Consider the following 21,773-nt stretch of genomic DNA (forward strand, 5'->3'; position numbering starts at 1 on the left):
ACAACCGCGACAAAGGAAGTTTTCAATGAGCGATGTCATTACCCAGGCCGTCACCGCGCTGAACGCCAAGATGGACGGCGGCTTTGACGGGCTGGCCAAGTTCGTGGTCGAGGATGAAGGCGCCATCATGATCGACCGGGACGGTGCCCGCGCCGGGGACGAGCCCGCCGAGGTCACACTGACCGCATCGCGGGACACCTTCGAAGGGATCCTGAACGGCGACCAGAACCCGACCGCCGCCTTCATGACCGGCAAGTTGTCCATCGACGGCGACATGGGCAAGGCGATGCAACTGGCCGCCGTGCTCGGCTGATGCGCTACGCCCCCCTGCATGCGGACGTCGCCGATGGCCCGGATGCAGGGGCCGCGCACTGGATCAAGACGACCGATCATGTGCAGATCCGCGTGGCGCACTGGGTCTCCGACGCGGATCGCGGCACCGTCCTGCTGTTCCCCGGCCGCACCGAGTATATCGAGAAGTATGGCCGCGCCGCCCGCGACCTGCGCGCCCGCGGCTATGCGACGGTCACGCTCGACTGGCGCGGTCAGGGTCTCGCGGACCGCGCGGTGCCGGACCGGGCGACCGGCCACATCGCCGCCTTCACCGACTTTCAGAAGGACGTGGCGGCGATGCTGACCCACGCACGCGACCTTGGCCTGCCAAAGCCCTTCTACCTGATCGCGCATTCGATGGGCGGTGCCATCGGCCTGCGCGCCCTGATCGAAGGGCTGCCGGTGCGGGCCGCCGTCTTTTCCGCACCCATGTGGGGCATCCAGATGTCGGCCGCCCTGCGCCCCTTTGCCTGGGGCATCTCGACCCTTGCCCGGCGCGTCGGCCTGGACACCCGCATGGCACCCGGACAAGAGGCGGAAAACTACCTGACCCGCATCGCGCTGGCCGAAAACACGCTGACCTCGGACGCAGAGATGTTCGACTACATGCGGACCCAGATCACGACGCATCCGGACCTTGGCCTGGGCGGCCCCAGCCTGCGCTGGCTCAACGAATCCCTCGTCGACATGCGCCGTCTGTCGCGCCTCGCCTCGCCGCGCACACCCACCACCACGTTCCTCGGCACCGCCGAGACCATCGTCGACCCCGCCCGCATCCACGACCGCATGGCCCGCTGGCCCGGCGGCATGCTGGAGATCGTGAAAGGCGGCAAGCACGAAACGATGATGGAGACCTCCGACATCCGCACCCGCTTCTTCGACACCGCGACAGCCCTGTTCGACGCGCATCCCTGACGAGCGCCACGCGACGCCTCTCTTGATCCGGCACCTGAGATGCCGATTCACGCGGCGCTTTCCATTTCATCTGGCCCGTAAACTCCCGCCGGAGGCAGCGGCGGGCACGGCCCGCCGCCCACTGGCAAATCACACCGCCTGACCTACCTCCGCTGCATGGCAGACGTCCTCACCTTCACCGATCGCGGCATCTACTGCCCTGCCGGCGATTTCCACATCGACCCGTGGCGTCCCGTGGACCGCGCGCTGATCACGCATGGCCATGCGGACCATTCGCGCTGGGGGATGAAACGCTACCTTGCGACCGAAGCCGCAGCCCCCGTCATCCGTCACCGCCTGGGCGAGATCGACCTGGCCACGATCCCATACGGCGTGGAACGCCGCATCAATGATGCCACCGTGTCGTTCCATCCCGCTGGCCACGTCCCCGGATCGGCACAGATCAGGGTCGAGGTTGGCGGAGAGGTCTGGGTCGCGTCGGGCGACTACAAGACGGTGGCCGATGGCCTGTCGGAACCCTTCGAACCGGTGCGCTGCCACGCCTTCATCACCGAATGCACCTTTGGCCTGCCGGTGTTCAAATGGCTGGACGAGGCCGTCCTAACCGCCCAGATCAACGCCTGGTGGGCCGCCAACGCAGCCGAAGGGCGCACGTCGATCATCGGGGCCTACGCCCTTGGCAAGGCGCAGCGCCTCCTGACCTGTGTCGATCCGGCCATCGGCCCGATTCTGACCCACGGCGCGGTGGAAAACACCAACGATGTCCTGCGGGCGCAGGGCGTGCGGCTGCCCGCCACGATCCGGGTGACGCCGGACACCAAGGCGGCCGACCATCCCGGCGCGCTGGTGGTAGCCACGCCCTCCGCCCTTGGCACATCATGGGCGCGGCGGTTCGGCCCCGCCTTTACCGCCTACGCCTCTGGCTGGATGGCCCTGCGCGGCGTGCGCCGCAGGCGGGCCGCCGACCGCGGTTTCGTCGTCAGCGACCATGCCGACTGGGACGGGTTGAACGCCGCGATCCGCGACACCGGTGCCACGAAGATCTTCGCCACTCACGGCTACACCTCTGCCTTTCAGCGCTGGCTGGCGGACGAAGGCTATGACGCGCATATCGTCAGCACCGAATACAGCGGTGAAAGCATCGACGAACCCGAAGATCAGGCCGAACCATGAAGGATTTCGCCGCGCTCTACGCCCGCATCGACGAATCCACCAAGACGACGGTCAAGGTCGCGGCCGTCGCGGACTATTTTCGCGCTGCCCCCGACGCCGACAAGCTCTGGACCGTGGCACTCTTTTCCGGACGCCGCCCGAAACGGACGATCACCGCCACCCGCCTGCGCGCATGGGCGGCCGAACGCGGCGGCATCCCCCTGTGGTTGTTCGAAGAATCCTACCACATCGTCGGCGACCTGGCCGAAACCATCAGCCTGATCCTGCCGGACGCCACCGGCACGGACGACCGGTCGCTTGCCTTCTGGATCGGTGAAATCAAGCGCCTTTCCGCCCTCAATGACGCGGCGCGCAAGGCCGGCATCCTTGCCGCATGGGACGCGCTGCCGGGGCCGCAGCGCTATCTGTTCACGAAACTGCTGACCGGATCGTTCCGCGTCGGCGTCAGCCGCAAGCTGATGACCCGCGCCTTGTCCATCGCCACGGACGGCGATGAGGCGAACCTGACCCACCGCCTGATGGGCGACTGGACGCCCGAAACAACGACCTGGAACCGCCTGATCGAGACGACCGACCCCAGCACCGACCTCTCGCGCCCCTACCCTTTCTACCTCGCTTACGGGCTGGAGGATCTGGCCGCCCTCGGCCCGGCCACCGACTGGTCTGCGGAATGGAAATGGGACGGCATCCGGGGCCAGTTCATCCTGCGTGGCGGCGAACATCACCTGTGGTCGCGGGGCGAGGACCTGATGACCGACCGCTTTCCCGAACTGGCGCAGCTGCGCGACTTTCTGCCCGACGGCACGGTGATCGACGGCGAAATCCTCGCCTTTCGCGACGAAGCTCCCCTGTCGTTCAACACGCTTCAGGCCCGCATCGGCCGCAAGACCGTCCCGAAAAAGCTGCTGACCGAGGCCCCCGTGATCCTGATGGCTTACGACCTGCTCGAACACGCAGGGGATGACATCCGCGCCCAGCCCTTTGCCGACAGGCGGGCGCGGCTGGCAGATCTGGTCGACGCCGCCCCCGCCACAGCCCCCCTGCGTCTGTCGCCCACGGTCGCCGCCGACGACTGGGACACCCTAGCCGCCGCCCGCGAGACGTCGCGCGACCGCCAGGCCGAGGGGCTGATGCTGAAGCGGCGGGACAGCCCCTATCTTGCGGGCCGCAAGAAGGGCGACTGGTGGAAATGGAAGGTCGATCCGCTGACCATCGACGCGGTCATGATCTATGCGCAGCAGGGGTCCGGGCGGCGCGCAAACCTTTTCACCGACTACACCTTTGCGGTCTGGGACGGCACCGACCTCGTGCCCTTCGCAAAGGCGTATTCCGGCCTGACCGACGCCGAATTCCGGCAGATCACCGCTTGGGTCCGCAAGAACACCTTGCAGAAGTTCGGTCCTGTCCGCCAAGTCACCCCGGAACATGTCTTCGAGTTGGGGTTTGAAGGCATACAGGCCAGCCCCCGTCACAAGTCGGGTGTCGCCCTGCGGTTTCCCCGGATGCTGCGCTGGCGACACGACAAGCCCTTGGCCGAGGCGAACACACTGGCGGACCTGCAAGCAATGCTGACCGCCTACGGATAAGGAAGACGCCATGCGCCGCTGGATCGCACGGATCATCGCCCTCCTGTTGCTGATCCTCGTCGCGCTGACGGCGGCTTCGGTCTCGAACCAAGACATCTGGTGGCTGCGGTTTCTGGATTTCCCCCGCATGCAGATCGCAGGCGCGCTGGCGGTCCTTGTGCTGTTCTACATGGCGCTGACGGGGTGGCGCGGCATCGTCGTGACCCTGCTGGCGCTGACCGCCCTTGGCCTGCAACTCTACGTCCTCTGGCCCTATCAGCCGCTGGCGGGGCGAATGGTCGCCCAGACCCCCCGCTGCGCCGACGACGGACGCCTGCGCATCCTGATCACCAACGTCCAGCGCGGCAATCAGGACGCGGGACAGGTCATCGCGATGATCCGCGCCCACGACCCCGATATCGCACTGGTAATGGAGACGAACGAACGCTGGGACGCAGACCTTGCCCCGCTGGCCAACGATTTCGACGCCGTGATGCAAAGCATCCCCGACGCGAACACCTTTTACGGGATGCACGTCTATTCCCGCTTTGCGCTGTCGGACGCCCGTTTCGAATTCCCCCATGACACCGACACGCCCCTGTTCGTCGGCGATGTGGCCCACCCGCGCGGCACCGTGCAGTTCATCGGCATTCACCCCCGCCCGCCGCAGCAGGGTCAGCCATCCACCGCGCGCGATGCGACGATCCTGACCGCAGCCCAGATCGCCCGCGATGATGAAGGCCCTAGCGTCATCGCCGGCGATTACAACGCGACGCCCTGGAACGACACCGCCCGACGGGCCCTGCGCATCGGTCAGTTGCTCGATCCCCGGCAAGGGCGCGGTCCGTTCGTCAGCTTCGATGCGGAAAGCTCCTGGATGAAATGGCCGCTCGATCAGATCCTCTGGAAAGGCGGGCCGGGGCTGCTGGACTTTCAGGTGCTGCCGCCCGTCGGCTCCGATCACTATCCGGTCATGGCCGACCTTTGCATGACCACGAATGCCCCCGGTGCCCCGTCGCCCCTGCGCGAAGGTGACGTGGACGCCATGCAAGCCACGTTCGACGCCGTCACGCGGGGTTGAGCCAGTGCCGCCCAACGCCTATGTCGAAGCCAACTTTGCAACAGGACGCGCCATGACCCATCCCATCGCCCACGACGCCCACACAGACAAAGGCAGCAACGCCTTTGGCGACCTGCCGGAATGGGACCTGACCGACCTTTACCCCGCTCCCGACTCGGCCGAGATCAAGCGCGACATGGACTGGCTGGAAGCCGCCTGTGCCGATTTCGCCAACGACTACGAAGGCAAGCTCGCGACGCTCGATGCCGTGGGCCTGCTGGACGCTGTGAAACGTTACGAGACGATCGACATCATCGCCGGCCGCATCATGTCCTATGCCGGCCTGCGCTACTACCAGATCACGACCGACGCGGAGCGTGCCAAATTCATGGCCGACGCGCAGGACCGGATCACGACCTACACCACGCCGCTTGTCTTCTACGGGCTGGAATTCAACCGCCTGGACGACGCGCATCTGGCGGACCTTCTGTCGCAGAACGCCGATCTGCGCCGCTACAAACCGATCTTCGAGCGGATGCGCGCAATGAAGCCGCACCAGCTTTCGGACGAGCTTGAAAAGTTCCTGCACGACCAGTCGACCATCGGGGCCGCCGCCTGGAACCGCCTTTTCGACGAAACGATGGCGGGCCTCATGTTCGCGGTGGACGGCGAGGACCTGAACCTCGAAGCCACCCTGAACCTGCTGACCGACCGCGACCGCGCCAAGCGCGAGACGGCCAGCACCGCCCTGTCCAAGGTCTTTGCCGCGAACGTGAAACTGTTCGCCCGCGTGCACAATACGCTGGCCAAGGAAAAGGAAATCGAGGACCGTTGGCGCAAGATGCCGACTCCGCAGTACGGACGGCACCTGTCCAACCACGTCGAACCCGAGGTCGTCGAGGCCATGCGCAACGCCGTCGTTGCCGCCTATCCGCGCCTGTCGCACCGCTATTACGCGTTGAAGGCGAAATGGATGGGTCTTGACCGGATGCAGACCTGGGACCGCAATGCGCCCCTGCCGATGGACAGCGACCGGCTTGTCACATGGCCAGAGGCCGAACGCATCGTGCTGGACGCCTACGCCGATTTCGCGCCCGAAATGGCCGACCTCGCCAAGCCGTTCTTTACCGACGGCTGGATCGACGCCGCCGTGAAACCCGGCAAGGCCCCGGGCGCCTTCGCCCACCCCACCGTCAGCACCGTGCATCCCTACGTGATGCTGAACTACCTCGGCAAACCGCGCGACGTGATGACGCTGGCCCACGAACTCGGCCACGGCGTCCACCAGCGCCTGGCGGCAGGACAGGGCGAACTGCTGTCATCGACCCCGCTGACGCTGGCCGAAACCGCCAGCGTCTTCGGAGAGATGCTGACCTTCCAGAAGCTCCTGGAGGGGGCCAAATCCAAGGATGAACGCAAGATCCTGCTGGCCGGCAAGGTCGAGGACATGATCAACACGGTCGTGCGGCAGATCGCATTCTACGACTTCGAATGCAAGCTGCACGCCGCCCGCGCGAATGGAGAGTTGACGCCCGACGACATCAACGCCCTGTGGATGTCCGTGCAGGCCGAAAGCCTGGGCCCCGTCTTCGACTTCCATGCGGGGTACGAGACGTTCTGGTCCTACATCCCCCACTTCGTCCACTCGCCGTTCTACGTCTACGCCTATGCCTTCGGCGACGGTCTGGTGAACGCGCTCTACGCCGTCTATGCGGAAGGCGACCCCGACTTCAAAACCAAGTATTTCGACATGCTGCGTGCCGGCGGGTCCAAGCATCATTCCGAACTGCTGGCCCCCTTCGGCCTCGATGCCTCTGACCCGGCATTCTGGGACAAGGGCCTCTCGATGATCGAAGGCTTCATTGACGAACTGGAAGCGATGGAAGAGGATGCATGACGCGCGTCGCCCTCGGCCCCTACACCGCCGATCAGCGCGATGCCGTCAGTGCGCTGACGGTGGCACCTGAACAGGTCGTATTCTCCGGCCAGCCCGCCGCGTTCATCACGCAGCCCGACGCCGACATGGACATCCATGTGATCCATGCGGACGGCGAGCTGGTCGGCTTTTTCCGCATCGATCTGGACTACGCCCGCATCCACGATTTCGCCAAACCGGGCGACCTTGGCCTGCGCAGCGTCATCGTCGATCACCGGCAGCAGGGGCGCGGCATCGGCAGTGCGGCGGTCCGCGCCCTGCCCGCCTACCTGGCTCTGCATTACCCCGGCGCCACGGACCTTTACCTGACCGTGAACCTGCGCAATCCGGGGGCGCGCAAAAGCTATCTCAACGGCGGCTTCACCGACACCGGCGCGCACTACCTCGGGGGTGACGCCGGGCCGCAACATATCATGCACATGACGCTGACCCGGCCCGGCGCATCGGTCGAAAACCTTGCGCCAGCGCAAGTTACAGACTAGGGCTGCGACACCGGGCGGGTCAACGCCCGGTTTTGCACATCATCGGAGACGAAATGCAGCGCAAGCTGATCGCCCTCGCGGCGTTCGAGCAAGAGTTGAAGTGGCTGGCGCTCGCCCTCGGCCTCGCGTCCACCATCGCCATCGTGCAGAACTGGCAGCCCTGGCCGATGGTCCTGGGCCTGCCGTTCTGTCTGATCTGGGTCTACTGCGGCTGGCTGCGGACAGAGCGGCAGTTGAAGTGGATCAACATCATCTTCAGCGCTCTCTACATTTACGGCCTGCTGCGGTGGTGGCTGGCGTGACCGGCCACCACGCGCGATGCCTCAGTCGCGACCGCCCTTGGCATAGATCATGTCCATCATCGCCTGGGTGCCGCGGCTGAACTCCAGCGGGCAAGCGTAATCCGCCCCCGCCGCCGCCGCACCAAAGGCTTCGACCTGCCGGACATAATGGTTAACACCGGGCCAGCGTTCCACCGTGCGTACGCCACCCGTGGTTTCCAGCACAAGCTCTGCCTGATCGTAGACGCCGGCGTTGAAGGGGGCCGACAAGGTGATGTGCCCCGCCTCGCCGTGGAACGTGATCCCCTGTGCGGGCTGCATCCGCGTGGACACGATCGCGCCAAAGGTGAAGGCGTCAAAATCCGCCGCCACCTGCGCAAAGACATCGACGCCATTCTCATAGTCCAGCCGCGCGTGCGTCACTGCGACAGGCTCTGCCCCCGTGACGAAACGGGCCGACCCGAGCGCGTAGCAACCGATATCCGGCAAGGCCCCGCCGCCCGTGTCGGGCTTGTTTCGGATATTGGCGGCATCGGGATTGTTGAAGGTGAACACCACCTGCACATGGCGCAGCCGCCCGATGGTGCCGCCCTGCACCAGATCGCGCGCCCGCACGAATTGCGGGTGATGCACGATCATGAAGGCTTCCGCCGCCATCCGCCCGCTGGCATTGCGCGCCGCGATCACCCGGTCAATGTCTTCGGCGCGCAGGGCGATCGGCTTTTCGCACAGCACGTGCTTGCCGGCTTCCAGCGCCTTCACTGACCAGTCGACATGCAGGTGATTGGGCAGCGGAACATAGACCGCGTCCACACTGTCATCTGCCAGCAGCGCATCGTAGTCCGCATGCACCCGCAATCCCGGCGCAAACGCGCTGAAGCCCGCAGCCTTGTCCGCCGACGTGGTCGCCAGCGCCACCAGCTCTGCCCCATGCGCCGCATGAATGGCCGGCCCCATGTGATTGCGGGCGAAATTCGCAGCCCCCAGAATACCCCAACGCATCACGATCCCTTTCATCTGGCAAAGAAAACTCCCACCGGAGGTATCCGGCGGGAGCCATTCAGACCAAGCCTAGCGAAAGCATCACACGCCCTCAAGCATGCCTTTCTCGGCGGCAAGCTGACGCATCCGCGCCTGCAACTTCTCGAAGGCCCGCACCTCGATCTGGCGGATGCGTTCGCGGCTGACGTCGTACTGCGACGACAGGTCTTCCAGCGTGATCGTCTCGTCGTTCAGGCGGCGCTGCATCAGGATGTCGCGCTCGCGCTCGTTCAGCACGTCCATCGCTTCGGCCAGCATGGCGCGGCGGTTCTCCAGCTCGTCGCGTTCGGCATAGTCGCCTGCCTGGTCGGCGTCTTCATCCTCCAGCCAGTCCTGCCACTGCATCGTGCCTTCGCCCTCGGACCCCACCGTCGCGTTCAGCGAGGCATCGCCACCGGACAGCCGCCGGTTCATCGACACGACCTCATCCTCGGTCACGCCGAGGTCGGTCGCGATCCGCGTCACGTTCTCGGGGCGCAGGTCGCCTTCCTCCAGCGCGCCGATGCGGTTCTTGGCCTTGCGCAGGTTGAAGAACAGCTTCTTCTGCGCACTCGTCGTGCCCAGCTTGACCATCGACCAGGACCTCAGGACGTATTCCTGGATCGCCGCCCGGATCCACCACATCGCATAGGTCGCAAGGCGGAACCCCTTTTCGGGGTCGAACTTCTTCACTGCCTGCATCAGGCCGACATTGGCTTCCGAGATCACTTCGGCCTGCGGCAGGCCATAGCCGCGATAGCCCATCGCGATCTTCGCCGCGAGCCGCAGGTGAGACGTCACCAACTGGTGCGCCGCCTCCGTATCGCCGTTTTCGGTCCAGCGCTTGGCCAGCATGTATTCGGTCTCCGGCTCCAGCATCGGAAACTTCCGGATTTCCTGCATGTAGCGGTTCAGTCCCTGTTCCGGAGACGGTGCCGGCAGATTCTTGTAGTCGCTCATTCTGGTTCCCCTCTGTCCGATATTTACGGACTTAACATGGATATGGGCATCCAAGGGTCGTGCTTCAATCATTGTCGTTGCGATAGTTTAACAACGTATGAACCCATGCGTTCCGTCGCGCACCCCTGACTTCTGCGCGAGGATGCACAGCAACCGGTCGGTTTCAGCCCTGATGCCGCAAATCCTGCAAGAGGTCCTGCATATCCTCTGGCATTTCCGCCGCGAACTCCAGCGCCTCACCCGTCACCGGATGCGTGAACCCCAAGGTCGCGGCATGCAGCGCCTGTCGCGGAAAGGCGCGCGCCGCCGCGACACCGGCCTCACCGACCGCGCGGGCGGCCAGCTTCTGGCGGCCGCCATAGACCGGATCGCCGATCAGCCCGTGACCGCAATGCGCCAGATGCACCCGAATCTGATGCGTCCGCCCGGTTTCCAACCAGCATTCCACAAGCGCCGCCACAGCCGGGGTGCCCAGCGGTTCCACGATTCGAACCCGCGTCACGGCATGACGTCCGGTCTGGAACGACACCGCCTGCCTTTGCCGGTCGGTCTTGTGGCGACCCAGAAAGGTCTGCACCTTCAGGATATTCCCCGGTTCGAAACTCGTGCCCTTCACGCCGCGCAGGCGGGGGTCGTTGGCATCCGGCACGCCGAAACAGACCGCAAGATACCGCCGCTGCACCGTATGGGCGGCGAACTGGGCCGCCAGGCCCTGATGCGCCGCATCCGACTTTGCCACGACCAGCAGGCCCGAGGTCTCCTTGTCGATCCGGTGCACGATCCCCGGCCGCTTCATGCCCCCGACACCCGACAGGTCGTCGCCGCAATGATGGATCAGCGCATTGACCAGCGTGCCGTCCGGACTGCCGGGGGCCGGATGCACGACCATCCCCGCCGGCTTGTTCAGCACGATCAGGTCCGCGTCCTCGAATACGATATCCAGCGCGATGTCCTGCGCCGTGATATGGCTCTCCTGCGCCGCCTCGACCGTGATCGCAACCTGCGCACCCTCGGTCACGCGCGCGCGCGGATCGGTCACGACGATGCCATCGACGGTCACCGCACCGTCTGCAATCAAGCGGCCCAACCGCGACCGGGACAGCGTCGCGTCCTCTGGCACGTCGCGGGCCAACGCCTTGTCCAGCCGCGCGGGCGGATCGGATTCGATCTGGAAGGTGACGCGCTCGGTCATCGGCAAAAACTCCTTGCAGCGCGCCGCATAGCGTCGCGCGCCCCTGATGTCACGGGGTCAACCGCCGCACGGGCCGTTCATGCCGTCGTAATAATCGTTAAATAATTGATAAAGATTACATAATACGTATCGCATGCGAAACATTCGCTTTTTGATATGTATCTTGGCCGTCAAAAAATGGGGATGGTACCACGTCCTGGTCTCGAACCAGGGACCTCTTGATCCACAATCAAGCGCTCTAACCAACTGAGCTAACGCGGCACTGGGCCGGGATTTAGCGAACCCCTTCCCCGATTGCAAGACCTGAACGCCCCGCGTAAAAGCCAAAAAAACAGGAGGCCCCGATGGGTATCAACGACGAACGTGATCTCGAGGCGAACATGCAGATCGGCCCGACCGAGTTGGGCATGGTCAGGCTCTTCATCACCTCTGGCCAGATGGAAATCCCGATGGATTTCGATCCCGAAGAGGCCGAAGAGATCGCCGAGGAAATCCGCGCCGCAGCCCAGGCCGCCCGCGCCGTCAAACCGCGCTAGACTTTGCGGCGACCCGCGCGTTGAAACGATCGAGGTCGATCGTGGCGCGTCGATGCGTCCCCTCGCCGATCAGGCCGGCGGCGTCCCAGGCCGCGACGCGGAACCGCAGACTGCGCCCCTGCACCTCGATCAGTTCCGCCACCGCCCGGATGCCCATCCCCGCCGGGGTCGGCGCGATATGGGTGATGTTGATGTCCGTCCCCAGCGAATGCTGCCCCGGCGGCTGATGCGGCAGGATGCACTTGATCGCCGTCTCCTCGAGGAACCCGACCAGATACATCGTCGCCAGCACCCGTGGCATGGCCGAGAAGTCGCCAAAGACACCCGCCGCGCCCGGCACCAGCATGGCCTCTGTCACGACCATCCGGGCCTCGGCCCGCATTCCCACCGTCAGCATTGGCTATCCCCCGAATGGCAGCACGAACCCAGGGTCCCGCGCGGCCTGTGCGCGCACGGCCGCATGGCGTGCGAATTTCTGGATCATGACCTTTCGCCGCGCCGGCGCAAGCCGCATCTCGGGGCCCATCGCCACGATCTCGGCGTCATAGCTGTCGGCGATGATCAGGCCCGTCTCCTCGGGCAGCAATTCGGCCGGAAAGTCCGGCCCCACGGCCCAGAAGAATCGGTCGCACCACGGCAGATAGCCCTGCCACTTGGCATCCGACTGGTAGTCCGCGCGGCTGGACTTGCACTCCACGATCCAGACCTCGCCCTTCGGGCCCAACGCCATGACATCGACCCGCAGACCCGGAGTCGGCACCAGCTCTTCGACCGTCACGAAATCATGGCTGCGAACATGGCGGGATACGCCGCGGGCCAGCAACTGACCGGGCATCATCTGCAAACTGTTCAGATCATCGGGCATGGGCGGAATATGAACAAACCGTAAAAATCGGTCAAGCCCCCCCTCCACCTTGCCAGTTCCCCCTTGCCGAAGGCCACCGGCACGCTTACCTCTTGGCATGGCGGGCTTCTGCTCTTCTCGTACGCATGGGGGCTACATTCCAGTGGCCTTAAGCAAATCCGAGGGCGCTGGCTCTGTCCGGACCCTGGTCCGGTTACCTGGTACCCACCTGTACATACAGGTCCTCGGGAATAAGTCCCCGTACGGTCGCTGCGGTTCCCGCCACTCGCACCCCTTTGTGTCGACAAGGCAGGCGGCCCCATGCGGACCTGTCTGCATTCATTGTCACGAAAATATTTTGGGGTCCGGGGGCAAAGCCCCCGAAAGGGGTGGGCGGGCGGGGCCCGCCACCCCCCTGTCAGAATCCGCCCGGCAAGACCTCATGCGCCATGTGATCCAGCACTGCGTTCACGAAACGTGGCTCGCGGCCGTCGGGAAAAAAGGCACCCGCCACGTCCACGAATTCCGTGATCACCACCCGCGGTGGCGTATCGCCGATGATCAGTTCCGCACCCGCCGCGCGGAACAGCGCCCGCAAGGTGGGGTCGATCCGGCCGAGTGGCCACTTCGCCACCAGTGCGCGGTCAGTCATCTGGTCGATCTTTGCCTGCTCGTCCACCGCCCGTTCCATCAGGGCGCGAAAGGTCTCGACGTCGCCTTCCAGCATCTCGTGATCGTCAAAGACCTCGCCAAAGCGGTGATCCTCGAATTCGCGGATCACGGCATCGACGGTCTGGTCGATCGCTTCCATCTGGAACAGCGCCTGCACGGTGTAAAGCCGTGCCGCGGCACGCATCTTGCGCCGCTGGTTGCCAGAGACGGTCATACGGTCTCTCCTCCCTTGGCCAGCGGCCCGGCGGTAAAGCCCACGGACGTCTCGCGCTGGCTCCATCGCCGCGACAGGGCGATCAGGTGCAGGGCGGCAGCGGCGGCACCGCCGCCCTTGTTCTGGCCCGCAGCCTCGGCCCGGACGACGGCCTGATCGTAGTTTTCCACGGTCAGGATGCCATTGCCGATACACAGCCCCTGCAGGCCCAGCAGGGTCAGGCCGCGACTGGAATCGTTGCAGACCGTCTCGTAATGCGTCGTCTCGCCCCGGATCACGCAGCCCAGTGCCACGTAGCCGTCGAAGTTGCTCATCCGTGCGGCGATCCCGATCGCGGTCGGGATTTCCAGCGCGCCCGGCACCTCCGCGACTTCCAGCGCCACACCGGCCTGATCGCAGACCGCACGCGCGCCCGCGATCTGCTGGTCGAAGATGTCCTTGTAATAGGGCGAGGCCACGGCGAGCAGTTTTACCGGCCTGTCGAGGGCGGGCAGCGGCAGGCTGTAATGTGTCGGTCCGGCCATCATCCGATCTCCGAAATTCTGCGGGTGCCCGTGATCTCGAGACCATAGGCATCGAGGCCCACCACCTTGGGCTTGGGCGAATTGGTCAGCAGTTCGATGCGGTGCAGCCCCAACGAAGACAGGATCTGCGCACCTAGGCCGTATTGCCGCAGCGTCTGCGGCGACACTTCGTCGTCAGGCACCATCTTCATGTGCAGGTCGCGCAGCAGCACCAGCACGCCGCGTCCTTCGGCGGCGATCAGCTCCATCGCGTCGCTGAATTCGTTGCGCCGCCCGCGCGGGCCGGCCCCGACCACATCCAGCATCGGATCGAGCGCATGCATCCGCACCAGCACCGGCGCATCGGTGGTTACATCGCCCTTGATCAAGGCGATATGCTCCGCGCCCTGCGTTTCATCGGTGTAGATCCGCATGTCCCAGTCGCCGCCAAATTCCGACGTGATCGTCTGGCTCGACTGCTGCCGCACAAGGTTGTCGTGGCGCCGGCGATAGGCGATCAGGTCGCTGATCGTGCCGATCTTGAGGTTGTGCAGCTGCGCAAAGGCGATCAGGTCCGGCAGGCGGGCCATCTCGCCGTCGTCCTTCATGATCTCGCAGATCACGCCGGACGGGTTCAGACCCGCGAGGCGCGAAATGTCGACAGCCGCCTCCGTATGCCCCGCCCGGACCAGCACGCCACCTTCGCGCGCACGCAACGGAAAGACATGACCGGGGGTCGCGATGTCGGCGGCCCCTTTGCTCGCGTCGATGGCGACGGAGACGGTGCGCGCCCGGTCGTGGGCGGAAATGCCGGTGGTGACACCCTCGCGCGCCTCGATGCTGATGGTAAAGGCGGTCTCGTGCCGGGACGAATTGTTGGTGGACATCAGTTGCAGGCCCAACGCGTCGATGCGCGGACCGGGCAGCGACAGGCAGATCAGGCCGCGTCCATGGGTCGCCATGAAGTTGATCGCGTCCGGCGTGGCCATCTGCGCGGGGATCACCAGATCGCCCTCGTTCTCGCGGTCCTCGTGATCGACCAGGATGAACATGCGGCCGTTGCGGGCGTCCTCGATGATGTCCTCGATCGGGGTGATCGCGTCGGACCAGTCGCGTTCCACCTGGCCGGGCGTCTCGAAGGGTTGGGTCATCGGGCGGAATCCTCTGGCGTGTTGGGCTTGGGCCATAGCCCAGCCGGACGGGATTGGAAAGATCGGCGCGCCCTTAAGCGCCCGCGTCAAAATAGGCGTCGGAGGCGATCCAACCCGCGGCCCCAGCGGTGGCGACCCAGTCGCGTTCCAGCGCGGTGTCGCCCACGATGACGAAGCGGTCGGCGGAGTGACCGCGCTGGCGGGCGACAGATTTTAGATGATCGCGGGTCGCGGACCATGTCAGGGTGACGGCGGGCGCGGTGTGGGCGGCGTCGATCACCGGCAAGGCGGCGATGCGGGTCGGGCTGACGCGCGGTTGCGCCAGGGCTGTGCGGTCTGCGGTAATCTGCGCGAGCTTTGCCGCGCGGTCGGCGGGAATGGCATCCGCGTCGCGCAAGACGCGCAAGGCATTGGAGGAGAACATGAACCCGATCAGGTCATGGCCGGTGCTGGCGCGGATGCCCGCATAGGTCTTGTAGGGCAGGCCCAGCGCCTGCGCACGCTTGACCCGCAGGCGCACCACCTCGATCGGCAGGGTGGGCAGCAAGGCCGCGCGGGCCTTCTGCCAGGCCACCGTGCGAAAGCTGTGGCCGGGGGGATCGACCCGGCCAGAATTATGCCCGATGCCCGCCATCAGTCATACTCCCGCAGGCGGGCGACGTAGCGGGCCATCGTGTCGACCTCCAGGTTGATGCGGTCGCCGACGCGCGTCTCGCCCCATGTCGTGACAGCCTTGGTGTGCGGAATGATGTTCACGCCGAAATCGCGACCATCCACGGCGTTCACGGTCAGGGACGTGCCGTTCAGCGCGACCGACCCCTTGGGCGCGATGAAGCGCGCAAAGGCTTCGGGGGCGCGAAAGGTGAAGCGGGTGCTGTCGCCTTCGTCGCGCATGTCCACGACCTCGGCCACGCCGTCGACGTGGCCCGACACGATATGGCCACCCAGCTCGTCGCCGACCTTCAGCGCGCGTTCGAGGTTCAGCCGCTTGCCCGGCCCCCATGCGCCGACATTGGTGGCCCCCACTGTCTCGGCGCTGATCTGGACGTCGAACCAGTCCTGCGGGTCTGATCCAGATGCGGCACTCGCTGCGGTGCCCAGCGCGATCACGGTCAGGCAGACACCTTCGCAAGCGATGGAGGCCCCGATGGCGATGGTGTCCACGGCGTAGGCCGTGCCGATCCGCGCGCGCAGGTCGCCGCGCTGTTCCAGGTCCAGCACGCGGCCGACGTCGGTGACGATTCCGGTAAACATGGCACGTTCCTTCACGGTTTGTTTCGAGGTAGCGGGTAGCAAGGTCACAGACAAGCGGGGCTGGCGATGTTTGCGCCGGACAAGCCTTATTTCCGCCCCGGGAAAGGGTTAACAAGGCTGGATAGGATTGAATAGATTGATGCCGTGACCGACCCCGCCGCACGCCGCTTCCTGTTACTGCAAGGTCCGCACGGCCCGTTCCTGCACCGGCTGGCGCGGATGCTGCGTGCCGCCGGCGCGCAGGTCTGGCGCGTGGGATTCAATGCAGGCGACCGGGCGTTCTGGTTTGGCGCGCCCGGCTACATCCCGTTTCGCGACCCGCACGACCGCTGGCCCGACCGGTTTCGCGCCATCGTGGCGGATCATGCCATCACCGATATCGTCCTATACGGCGACACCCGCCCGATCCACGCGCAGGCGGTGGAGATCGCGCGCGCCCTTGGCCTGCGCATCCACGTGTTCGAGGAAGGCTACATGCGGCCCTACTGGATCACCTATGAACGCGGTGGCACCAACGGCCATTCGCGCCTGATGCAGATGACCATCGCGGACATGCGCGCGGCCCTTGCGCGGTCCGATCTGGACGTGCCGACGCCACCCGCCCATTGGGGCGACATGAGCCACCATGTCTTTTACGGCGCGCTTTATCATTGGTTCGTGATGTTCCGGAACCGCGACTACCGCCACTTTACCCGTCACCGCGAATTGCCCGTCACGATGGAGACGTGGCTTTATACCAAACGGCTGCTCTTGATGCCCTTCATCGCGCTGGACCGGCGCATCGCCACGCTGCGCATCCGCTATGGCGGGTTTCCCTATCATCTGGTGTTGCTGCAACTGGAACATGACGCCAGTTTCCAGAAGCACTCGCCCTTTACCCGGATGGAGGAGTTTCTGAAGGTCGTGATGGACGGTTTCGCCAAGGCCACACCGCGCCATCATCACCTTGTCTTCAAGGCGCATCCGCTGGACAACGACCGCAGCGGGGCCAAGCGGATCATCCGGCGACTGGCGGCGCAGGCGGGCATCAGTGCGCGCGTGCACTACGTCCGCGGCGGCAAGTTGGCGCGTCTGCTGGATCACGCGCGCACCGCCGTCACGGTCAATTCGACGGCGGCGCATCAGGTGCTGTGGCGCGGCATCCCCCTGAAGGTCTTCGGCGATGCGGTCTACAACAAGCCCGAATTCGTGTCGGATCAGGCGCTGCCGGACTTCTTCACGTCATCGGACCGGCCCGACAGCCGGGCCTACAGGGACTATCGCCGCTTTCTGCTGGAGACGTCGCAGGTGCCCGGCGGTTTCTATTCCGCGCGGGGGCGTCGGCAACTGATGCGGCAGATCGTCGACATGATGCTGGCCGACGCGGACCCCTACGACAGCCTGGCCCTTGGCAAGACACCGCCGCGCCAACCGTTGCGCATCGCAGGCTAGGGCCCGTCGGGGGTGTTCTGAAAGATCAGCGCGACCTCATCGACACGCAACAACCGCCACTCGCCGGGTGCCAGTTCGTCGGGCAGCGACAATCCACCCAAGGTTTCGCGGTGTAGGGCAACGACATGGTTGCCGGTGGCCGCGAACATGCGCCGCACCTGATGGTATCGCCCTTCGGTCACGGTCAGCCGGGCCTCGGTGTTCGAAAGCGGTTCAAGGACAGCGGGCAACAGGGGTTTGTCGTCGCTTTCCAGCATGAAGCGGCCAGAGGCGAACCGGGCCTGCTCGGTCCCGTCAAGCGGCCGGGCCAGCGTCGCGCGGTAGGTCTTGGCGATCCGTGACTTCGGGCTGATGACCCGGTGCAGCAGGCCGCCGTCGTCGGTGAGCAGCAGCAGGCCAGAGGTGTCCTTGTCCAGCCGCCCGATGGTCGAGATCACCGGCGTGCGCCGCCGCCAACGCGCGGGCAGCAGGTCGTGGACCACCGCACCTTCGTCCTTGTGCGAACAGGTCATGCCCAGCGGCTTGTGCAGCAGGATCACCAGACCCGCCACCGGATCGAGGGGCTGGCCCATCACGGTCATGCGCCCCGCAAGATCGGGTGCCACCGCAATGCGCTGCGTTGCATCGGTGATCCTGTTGCCGTCCAGCCTCACGCCTCCGGACCGGGCGATGCGTGCCACATCGGTGCGCGACCCATAGCCCAGCGCGGACAGAAGCCTGTCGATCCGGCTGGTCGGTGTCTTGGTCATGAGGGTCCGTTCTCCGAGGCGCAGGCCGTTCCGGCCGGGGCCTGTGTGACACAGCGCGGCCCAATGATCCATGCGCCGAGGTCGAAACGGAAAAGTCCCGACCGGGTTCATTAACCGGCCCGCGCGGCAGGAAAGCAACAGTGTCGGATGACACACCCCGGCCATGATCAGGCCAAACTATCTTTCCGCGCGCCTTTCCCGTAGCGTAAAAAGAAAAGACGACCGAGGCAGAACAATAACAGGTCGAGGAGACCGAGCAGTGCTATTCCTGACATTGCGCCTTTCACGGGGCGTGGCCCTCTTCGTCACGCTGGGAATCTTGGCCGCTTGCGCCCTGCCCCGCGTGGGACCGAACAAATCCGAGATCTTTGCGGGCTCCGTGCTGCGCGAGGGTGATGCCTTCATCCTGACCGTCGACGACCGGGTGAACGCGATCGCCGCCGTGGCGCCGGCGCTGGGTTTCTCGAGCGGTTTCCTGAATGCGGGCGAGCTGGGGTCCGACACGCTGCGTCCCGGCGACCGGCTGGGCCTGACGATCTTCGAGAACGTCGACGACGGCCTGCTGGTGGCACAGGGGCAGAACGCGACCGTTCTGGAAGAAGTGCAGGTCGACGGACAGGGATTCATCTTCGTCCCCTACGCGGGCCGCATCCTGGCTGCCGGCAACACGCCCGAGGCGCTGCGCCGCATCATCACGGAAAAGCTGGCCGACCAGACCCCCGACCCGCAGGTCAGCGTGCGCCGCGTCGCGGGTGACGGTGCAACCGTGTCCGTGTCCGGCGCGGTGAACGGCCAGGGCGTCTATCCGATCGAACGGCCGACCCGGTCGCTGGTCGCGATGCTGGCCGCCGCCGGTGGCGTGGCCGTCGAACCCGACATTGCCCGTGTGACGGTGGTGCGCGGCAATCATAAGGCCGAAATCTTCTACAACGACCTGTTCGACAATCCGCAGAACGACATCGCCCTGCGCGATGGCGATTCAATCATCGTGAAGGCCGATTCGCGCACCTTCACGGCGTTGGGGGCGACCGGTGCGCAGGACCGCGTGGTCTTCGAGAGCCAGACGATTTCCGCGATCGAGGCGCTGGCGCAGGTCGGAGGGTTGTCGTCCACCGCGGCCGACCCCACGGGCGTCTTCGTGTTCCGCAACGAACCCGAGGCGATCACCGAACAGCTTGTCGGGCAGGACCTGACCGGCGTGCAGCGGGTTGTCTACGTGCTGGACCTGACCAAGCCGAATGGCATGTTCATGGCGCGCGATTTCGCGATCCGCGACGGCGACACGGTCTACGTGACCGAGGCCCCCTTCGTGCAGTTCAACAAGACTATCGCCGCCGCGACCGGATCGCTTAACGCCGCAGGTGCGGTCGGCAACGTCAGCGGCCTCTGACCCACGATGCGCTGGGTTGCGCCAGAAGCCGCCGCAGGGGACACCCTGCGGCGGCTTTTCGTTTACAACGGCGGGTTCCTGACGCAGGCGCGCGTGCGGCGCATCCTGACGCTTGCGGGCTGGGAGATCCGCCTTGGCCTGCCCGGCGAAGGCGACGCGGTCGGTGTCTGGGGCCATTCCCCCACCGCCCCGCGCGGCGAAGCGGTGGCGGCCCGTCGCGCCGCCCCTGTGGTGCGGGTGGAGGATGCGTTCCTGCGCTCTGTCTTGCCCGGCCGCGACGGCGAGGCACCGCTGGGGCTGGTGATCGACCGGCTCGGGATGCACTACGATCCGGCGCAACCCTCTGATCTGGAATGCATCCTGCGCGACGATCCACTGGGCGACACCGCTCTGCTGGACCGCGCCCGCGCCATGATGGCCGAGATCGCGCGCGGGCATCTGTCGAAATACAACGCCTTCGATCCGGACCTTTCCGTGCCTGAGCCGGGGTATGTGCTGGTCATCGACCAGACGCGCGGCGATGCCGCCGTCACGGCCAGCCGCGCCGATGCCAATACTTTTCGGGAAATGCTGTTCTACGCACAGACCGACCACCCCGGCGCACGTATCGTCATCAAGACCCACCCGGAGACCGCGGCGGGCCACAGACAGGGCTATTTCACCGACCACGACGCCGACGGCCGGATCAGCATCTGCGATGCCCGGTGTCGCCGCACGCGCTGCTGGCGGGTGCCATCGCGGTCTATACGGTGTCGTCGCAGATGGGGTTCGAGGCGATCCTGGCGGGCCACAGGCCCATCGTCTTTGGTCAGCCGTTCTATATCGGCTGGGGGCTGACGGAGGACCGGATGCCGCTGGACCGGCGGCAGCGGCGGCTGACGAAGGCGCAGTTGTTCGCCGGGGCGATGATCCTCTATCCGACATGGTATGACCCCTACCGCGACGCGCTGTGCGACATCGAGGACGCCGTCCGCACGCTGTCGGCGCAGACCCGCGCTTGGCGCGAGGATCGGCACGGCTGGACCGGCCACCGCATCAGCCTGTGGAAGCGCGCACCCCTGCAGCACGTGTTTGGCGGCAGTCGCCCGATGCGCTTTGCCAAGGGTGACGCGGTGGCGGCGGACGGTCGCCGCCACATGGTCTGGGCGTCGAAGGCCCAGCCAGAGACGACGATGGTGCGGATCGAGGACGGCTTCCTGCGGTCGCGCGGTCTTGGGGCGGACCTGATCCCGCCCCTGTCGCTGGTGCTGGACGATCTGGGCATCTACTACGACCCGACACGCCCGTCGCGGCTGGAACATCTGATTGCCGCCGCCTGTACCCTGCCCGAAAGTTGCCGCGCCCGTGCCGACCGGCTGACGCAACGGCTGATCAGGGCGGGCCTGTCGAAATACAACATCGGCACCACGGACCCGCTGCGCGGGCTGCCCGCGGGGCGGCGCATTCTTGTTCCCGGACAGGTGGCGGACGATGCCTCGATCCGGCTGGGCACGGCGGAGGTCGCGACGAACGGCGACCTGCTGCGCGCCGCCCGCGATGCCAGCCCGGCAGCGGTGATCCTTTACAAGCCGCACCCGGATGTGGAGGCGGGGCTGCGCGACGGGGCGGTGCCAGACGCTTGCGACCATGCCGACGCGGTGCTGACGGGGATGGATGCGATCACGGCGATCGGGCTGGTGGACGAGGTCTGGACCATGACCAGCACGCTGGGTTTCGAGGCCCTGCTGCGGGGCAAGCGCGTCACCTGCCTTGGCATGCCGTTCTATGCCGGCTGGGGGCTGACCGACGACCGCGCCATGCCCTTGCCGCGCCGTGCCGCGACCCCCGACCTCCGCATTGGTCCATGCGGTGCTGATCGACTATCCGCGCTATTTCGATCCCGTGACCCGCCTACCCTGCCCCATCGAGGTGGTCGTGGACCGGCTGATCGCGGGCGATCTGCCCGCGCCGGGACATGCAAACCGCATGCTGGCCAAGATGCAGGGCGCACTGGCATCGCAGGCCTGGCTATGGCGCCGCTAGACGGCACGGCCCGCCGATTGCGTAACCGCAATCCGGACCTTGATCCTTTGGCACCGGGACACGACAAAATTGACGCCAGCCGGATTTCAG

General features: G+C 65.7%; 22 protein-coding genes, 1 tRNA gene and 1 pseudogene. 12 read left to right on the forward strand and 12 right to left on the reverse strand.

The window, feature by feature from the left end; genetic code table 11:
- Positions 1–25: 25 nt before the first annotated feature.
- The 8 genes from ACOI1H_RS01375 (at position 26) to ACOI1H_RS01410 (ending at position 7,766) form a co-directional block, all read left to right on the forward strand.
- Positions 26–313, forward strand: a complete 288-nt coding sequence (locus ACOI1H_RS01375) for an SCP2 sterol-binding domain-containing protein (protein WP_422434922.1) — start codon at positions 26–28, stop codon at positions 311–313.
- The gene (locus tag ACOI1H_RS01380; protein ID WP_422434923.1) at positions 313–1,248 is read left to right on the forward strand and encodes an alpha/beta fold hydrolase; all 936 of its coding nucleotides are present in this window, start codon (positions 313–315) and stop codon (positions 1,246–1,248) included. The genes ACOI1H_RS01375 and ACOI1H_RS01380 overlap by 1 nt, the downstream gene beginning before the upstream one ends.
- A 156-nt stretch (positions 1,249–1,404) precedes the next feature.
- On the forward strand, positions 1,405–2,421 hold the full coding sequence (locus ACOI1H_RS01385; RefSeq protein WP_422434924.1) for a ligase-associated DNA damage response exonuclease: 1,017 nt from the start codon (positions 1,405–1,407) through the stop codon (positions 2,419–2,421).
- On the forward strand, positions 2,418–4,007 hold the full coding sequence (locus ACOI1H_RS01390; RefSeq protein ID WP_422434925.1) for an ATP-dependent DNA ligase: 1,590 nt from the start codon (positions 2,418–2,420) through the stop codon (positions 4,005–4,007). The genes ACOI1H_RS01385 and ACOI1H_RS01390 overlap by 4 nt, the downstream gene beginning before the upstream one ends.
- A 10-nt stretch (positions 4,008–4,017) precedes the next feature.
- Positions 4,018–5,067 (forward strand): endonuclease/exonuclease/phosphatase family protein, encoded by a 1,050-nt coding sequence (locus ACOI1H_RS01395; RefSeq protein ID WP_422434926.1) that lies wholly within the window; start codon positions 4,018–4,020, stop codon positions 5,065–5,067.
- Between the two features lie 52 nt (positions 5,068–5,119).
- The gene (locus ACOI1H_RS01400; RefSeq protein ID WP_422434927.1) at positions 5,120–6,943 is read left to right on the forward strand and encodes a M3 family oligoendopeptidase; all 1,824 of its coding nucleotides are present in this window, start codon (positions 5,120–5,122) and stop codon (positions 6,941–6,943) included.
- Complete coding sequence (locus ACOI1H_RS01405) at positions 6,940–7,464, forward strand: GNAT family N-acetyltransferase (RefSeq protein ID WP_422434928.1); 525 nt, start codon at positions 6,940–6,942, stop codon at positions 7,462–7,464. The genes ACOI1H_RS01400 and ACOI1H_RS01405 overlap by 4 nt, the downstream gene beginning before the upstream one ends.
- A 53-nt stretch (positions 7,465–7,517) precedes the next feature.
- Positions 7,518–7,766, forward strand: coding sequence for a peptidase (locus tag ACOI1H_RS01410; RefSeq protein WP_422434929.1), 249 nt, complete (start codon positions 7,518–7,520; stop codon positions 7,764–7,766).
- 21 nt (positions 7,767–7,787) lie between these two features.
- Here ACOI1H_RS01410 and ACOI1H_RS01415 read toward each other — a convergent pair whose 3' ends face one another.
- From ACOI1H_RS01415 to ACOI1H_RS01430, 4 genes are all read right to left on the reverse strand, one after another.
- Positions 7,788–8,747, reverse strand: coding sequence for a Gfo/Idh/MocA family protein (locus tag ACOI1H_RS01415; RefSeq protein WP_422434930.1), 960 nt, complete (start codon positions 8,745–8,747; stop codon positions 7,788–7,790).
- Between the two features lie 81 nt (positions 8,748–8,828).
- Complete coding sequence (gene rpoH, locus ACOI1H_RS01420) at positions 8,829–9,725, reverse strand: RNA polymerase sigma factor RpoH (protein ID WP_422434931.1); 897 nt, start codon at positions 9,723–9,725, stop codon at positions 8,829–8,831.
- 163 nt (positions 9,726–9,888) lie between these two features.
- On the reverse strand, positions 9,889–10,917 hold the full coding sequence (locus tag ACOI1H_RS01425) for an RluA family pseudouridine synthase (RefSeq protein WP_422434932.1): 1,029 nt from the start codon (positions 10,915–10,917) through the stop codon (positions 9,889–9,891).
- 184 nt (positions 10,918–11,101) lie between these two features.
- Positions 11,102–11,178: transfer RNA gene (locus ACOI1H_RS01430), tRNA-His, on the reverse strand.
- 83 nt (positions 11,179–11,261) lie between these two features.
- Between ACOI1H_RS01430 and ACOI1H_RS01435 the strand changes: the two genes are divergently transcribed.
- On the forward strand, positions 11,262–11,453 hold the full coding sequence (locus ACOI1H_RS01435) for a DUF6324 family protein (RefSeq protein WP_422434933.1): 192 nt from the start codon (positions 11,262–11,264) through the stop codon (positions 11,451–11,453).
- On the opposite strand, the gene ACOI1H_RS01440 is transcribed toward ACOI1H_RS01435, so the two are convergent.
- From ACOI1H_RS01440 to ACOI1H_RS01470, 7 genes are all read right to left on the reverse strand, one after another.
- On the reverse strand, positions 11,440–11,850 hold the full coding sequence (locus ACOI1H_RS01440; protein ID WP_422434934.1) for a thioesterase family protein: 411 nt from the start codon (positions 11,848–11,850) through the stop codon (positions 11,440–11,442). The genes ACOI1H_RS01435 and ACOI1H_RS01440 overlap by 14 nt on opposite strands.
- Positions 11,851–11,853: 3 nt before the next feature.
- Positions 11,854–12,318, reverse strand: coding sequence for an MmcB family DNA repair protein (locus ACOI1H_RS01445; RefSeq protein WP_422434935.1), 465 nt, complete (start codon positions 12,316–12,318; stop codon positions 11,854–11,856).
- A gap of 397 nt (positions 12,319–12,715) precedes the next feature.
- A complete protein-coding gene (nusB, locus tag ACOI1H_RS01450; RefSeq protein ID WP_422434936.1) occupies positions 12,716–13,183 on the reverse strand; it encodes a transcription antitermination factor NusB in 468 nt (155 codons plus the stop codon).
- On the reverse strand, positions 13,180–13,710 hold the full coding sequence (locus tag ACOI1H_RS01455; RefSeq protein WP_422434937.1) for a 6,7-dimethyl-8-ribityllumazine synthase: 531 nt from the start codon (positions 13,708–13,710) through the stop codon (positions 13,180–13,182). Before ACOI1H_RS01455 ends, nusB begins: the two co-directional genes overlap by 4 nt.
- Positions 13,707–14,837, reverse strand: coding sequence for a 3,4-dihydroxy-2-butanone-4-phosphate synthase (gene ribB / locus ACOI1H_RS01460; RefSeq protein ID WP_422434938.1), 1,131 nt, complete (start codon positions 14,835–14,837; stop codon positions 13,707–13,709). The genes ACOI1H_RS01455 and ribB overlap by 4 nt, the downstream gene beginning before the upstream one ends.
- A 73-nt stretch (positions 14,838–14,910) precedes the next feature.
- Complete coding sequence (locus tag ACOI1H_RS01465; protein ID WP_422434939.1) at positions 14,911–15,471, reverse strand: hypothetical protein; 561 nt, start codon at positions 15,469–15,471, stop codon at positions 14,911–14,913.
- Positions 15,471–16,091 carry a riboflavin synthase gene (locus tag ACOI1H_RS01470; protein ID WP_422434940.1) on the reverse strand — a complete coding sequence of 207 codons (621 nt, stop codon included), beginning with the start codon at positions 16,089–16,091 and terminating at the stop codon, positions 15,471–15,473. The genes ACOI1H_RS01465 and ACOI1H_RS01470 overlap by 1 nt, the downstream gene beginning before the upstream one ends.
- 144 nt (positions 16,092–16,235) lie before the next feature.
- Between ACOI1H_RS01470 and ACOI1H_RS01475 the strand changes: the two genes are divergently transcribed.
- Entirely contained in the window at positions 16,236–17,522 is a 1,287-nt protein-coding gene (locus ACOI1H_RS01475; RefSeq protein WP_422434941.1) for a capsule biosynthesis protein, read from the forward strand.
- Here the strand turns inward: ACOI1H_RS01475 and ACOI1H_RS01480 are convergent.
- A complete protein-coding gene (locus ACOI1H_RS01480) occupies positions 17,519–18,271 on the reverse strand; it encodes a pseudouridine synthase (protein ID WP_422434942.1) in 753 nt (250 codons plus the stop codon). The two genes, ACOI1H_RS01475 and ACOI1H_RS01480, sit on opposite strands and share 4 nt — an antisense overlap.
- A 259-nt stretch (positions 18,272–18,530) precedes the next feature.
- Here ACOI1H_RS01480 and ACOI1H_RS01485 point away from each other — a divergent pair, with 259 nt between their 5' ends.
- Positions 18,531–19,661, forward strand: coding sequence for a polysaccharide biosynthesis/export family protein (locus ACOI1H_RS01485; protein ID WP_422434943.1), 1,131 nt, complete (start codon positions 18,531–18,533; stop codon positions 19,659–19,661).
- Positions 19,662–19,667: 6 nt separating this feature from the next.
- Positions 19,668–21,683 (forward strand): annotated as a pseudogene (locus tag ACOI1H_RS01490) (capsular polysaccharide biosynthesis protein).
- The last annotated feature ends 90 nt before the right edge of the window (positions 21,684–21,773 follow it).

Source organism: Loktanella sp. DJP18 (assembly GCF_049310965.1).
Classification (GTDB): domain Bacteria; phylum Pseudomonadota; class Alphaproteobacteria; order Rhodobacterales; family Rhodobacteraceae; genus Loktanella.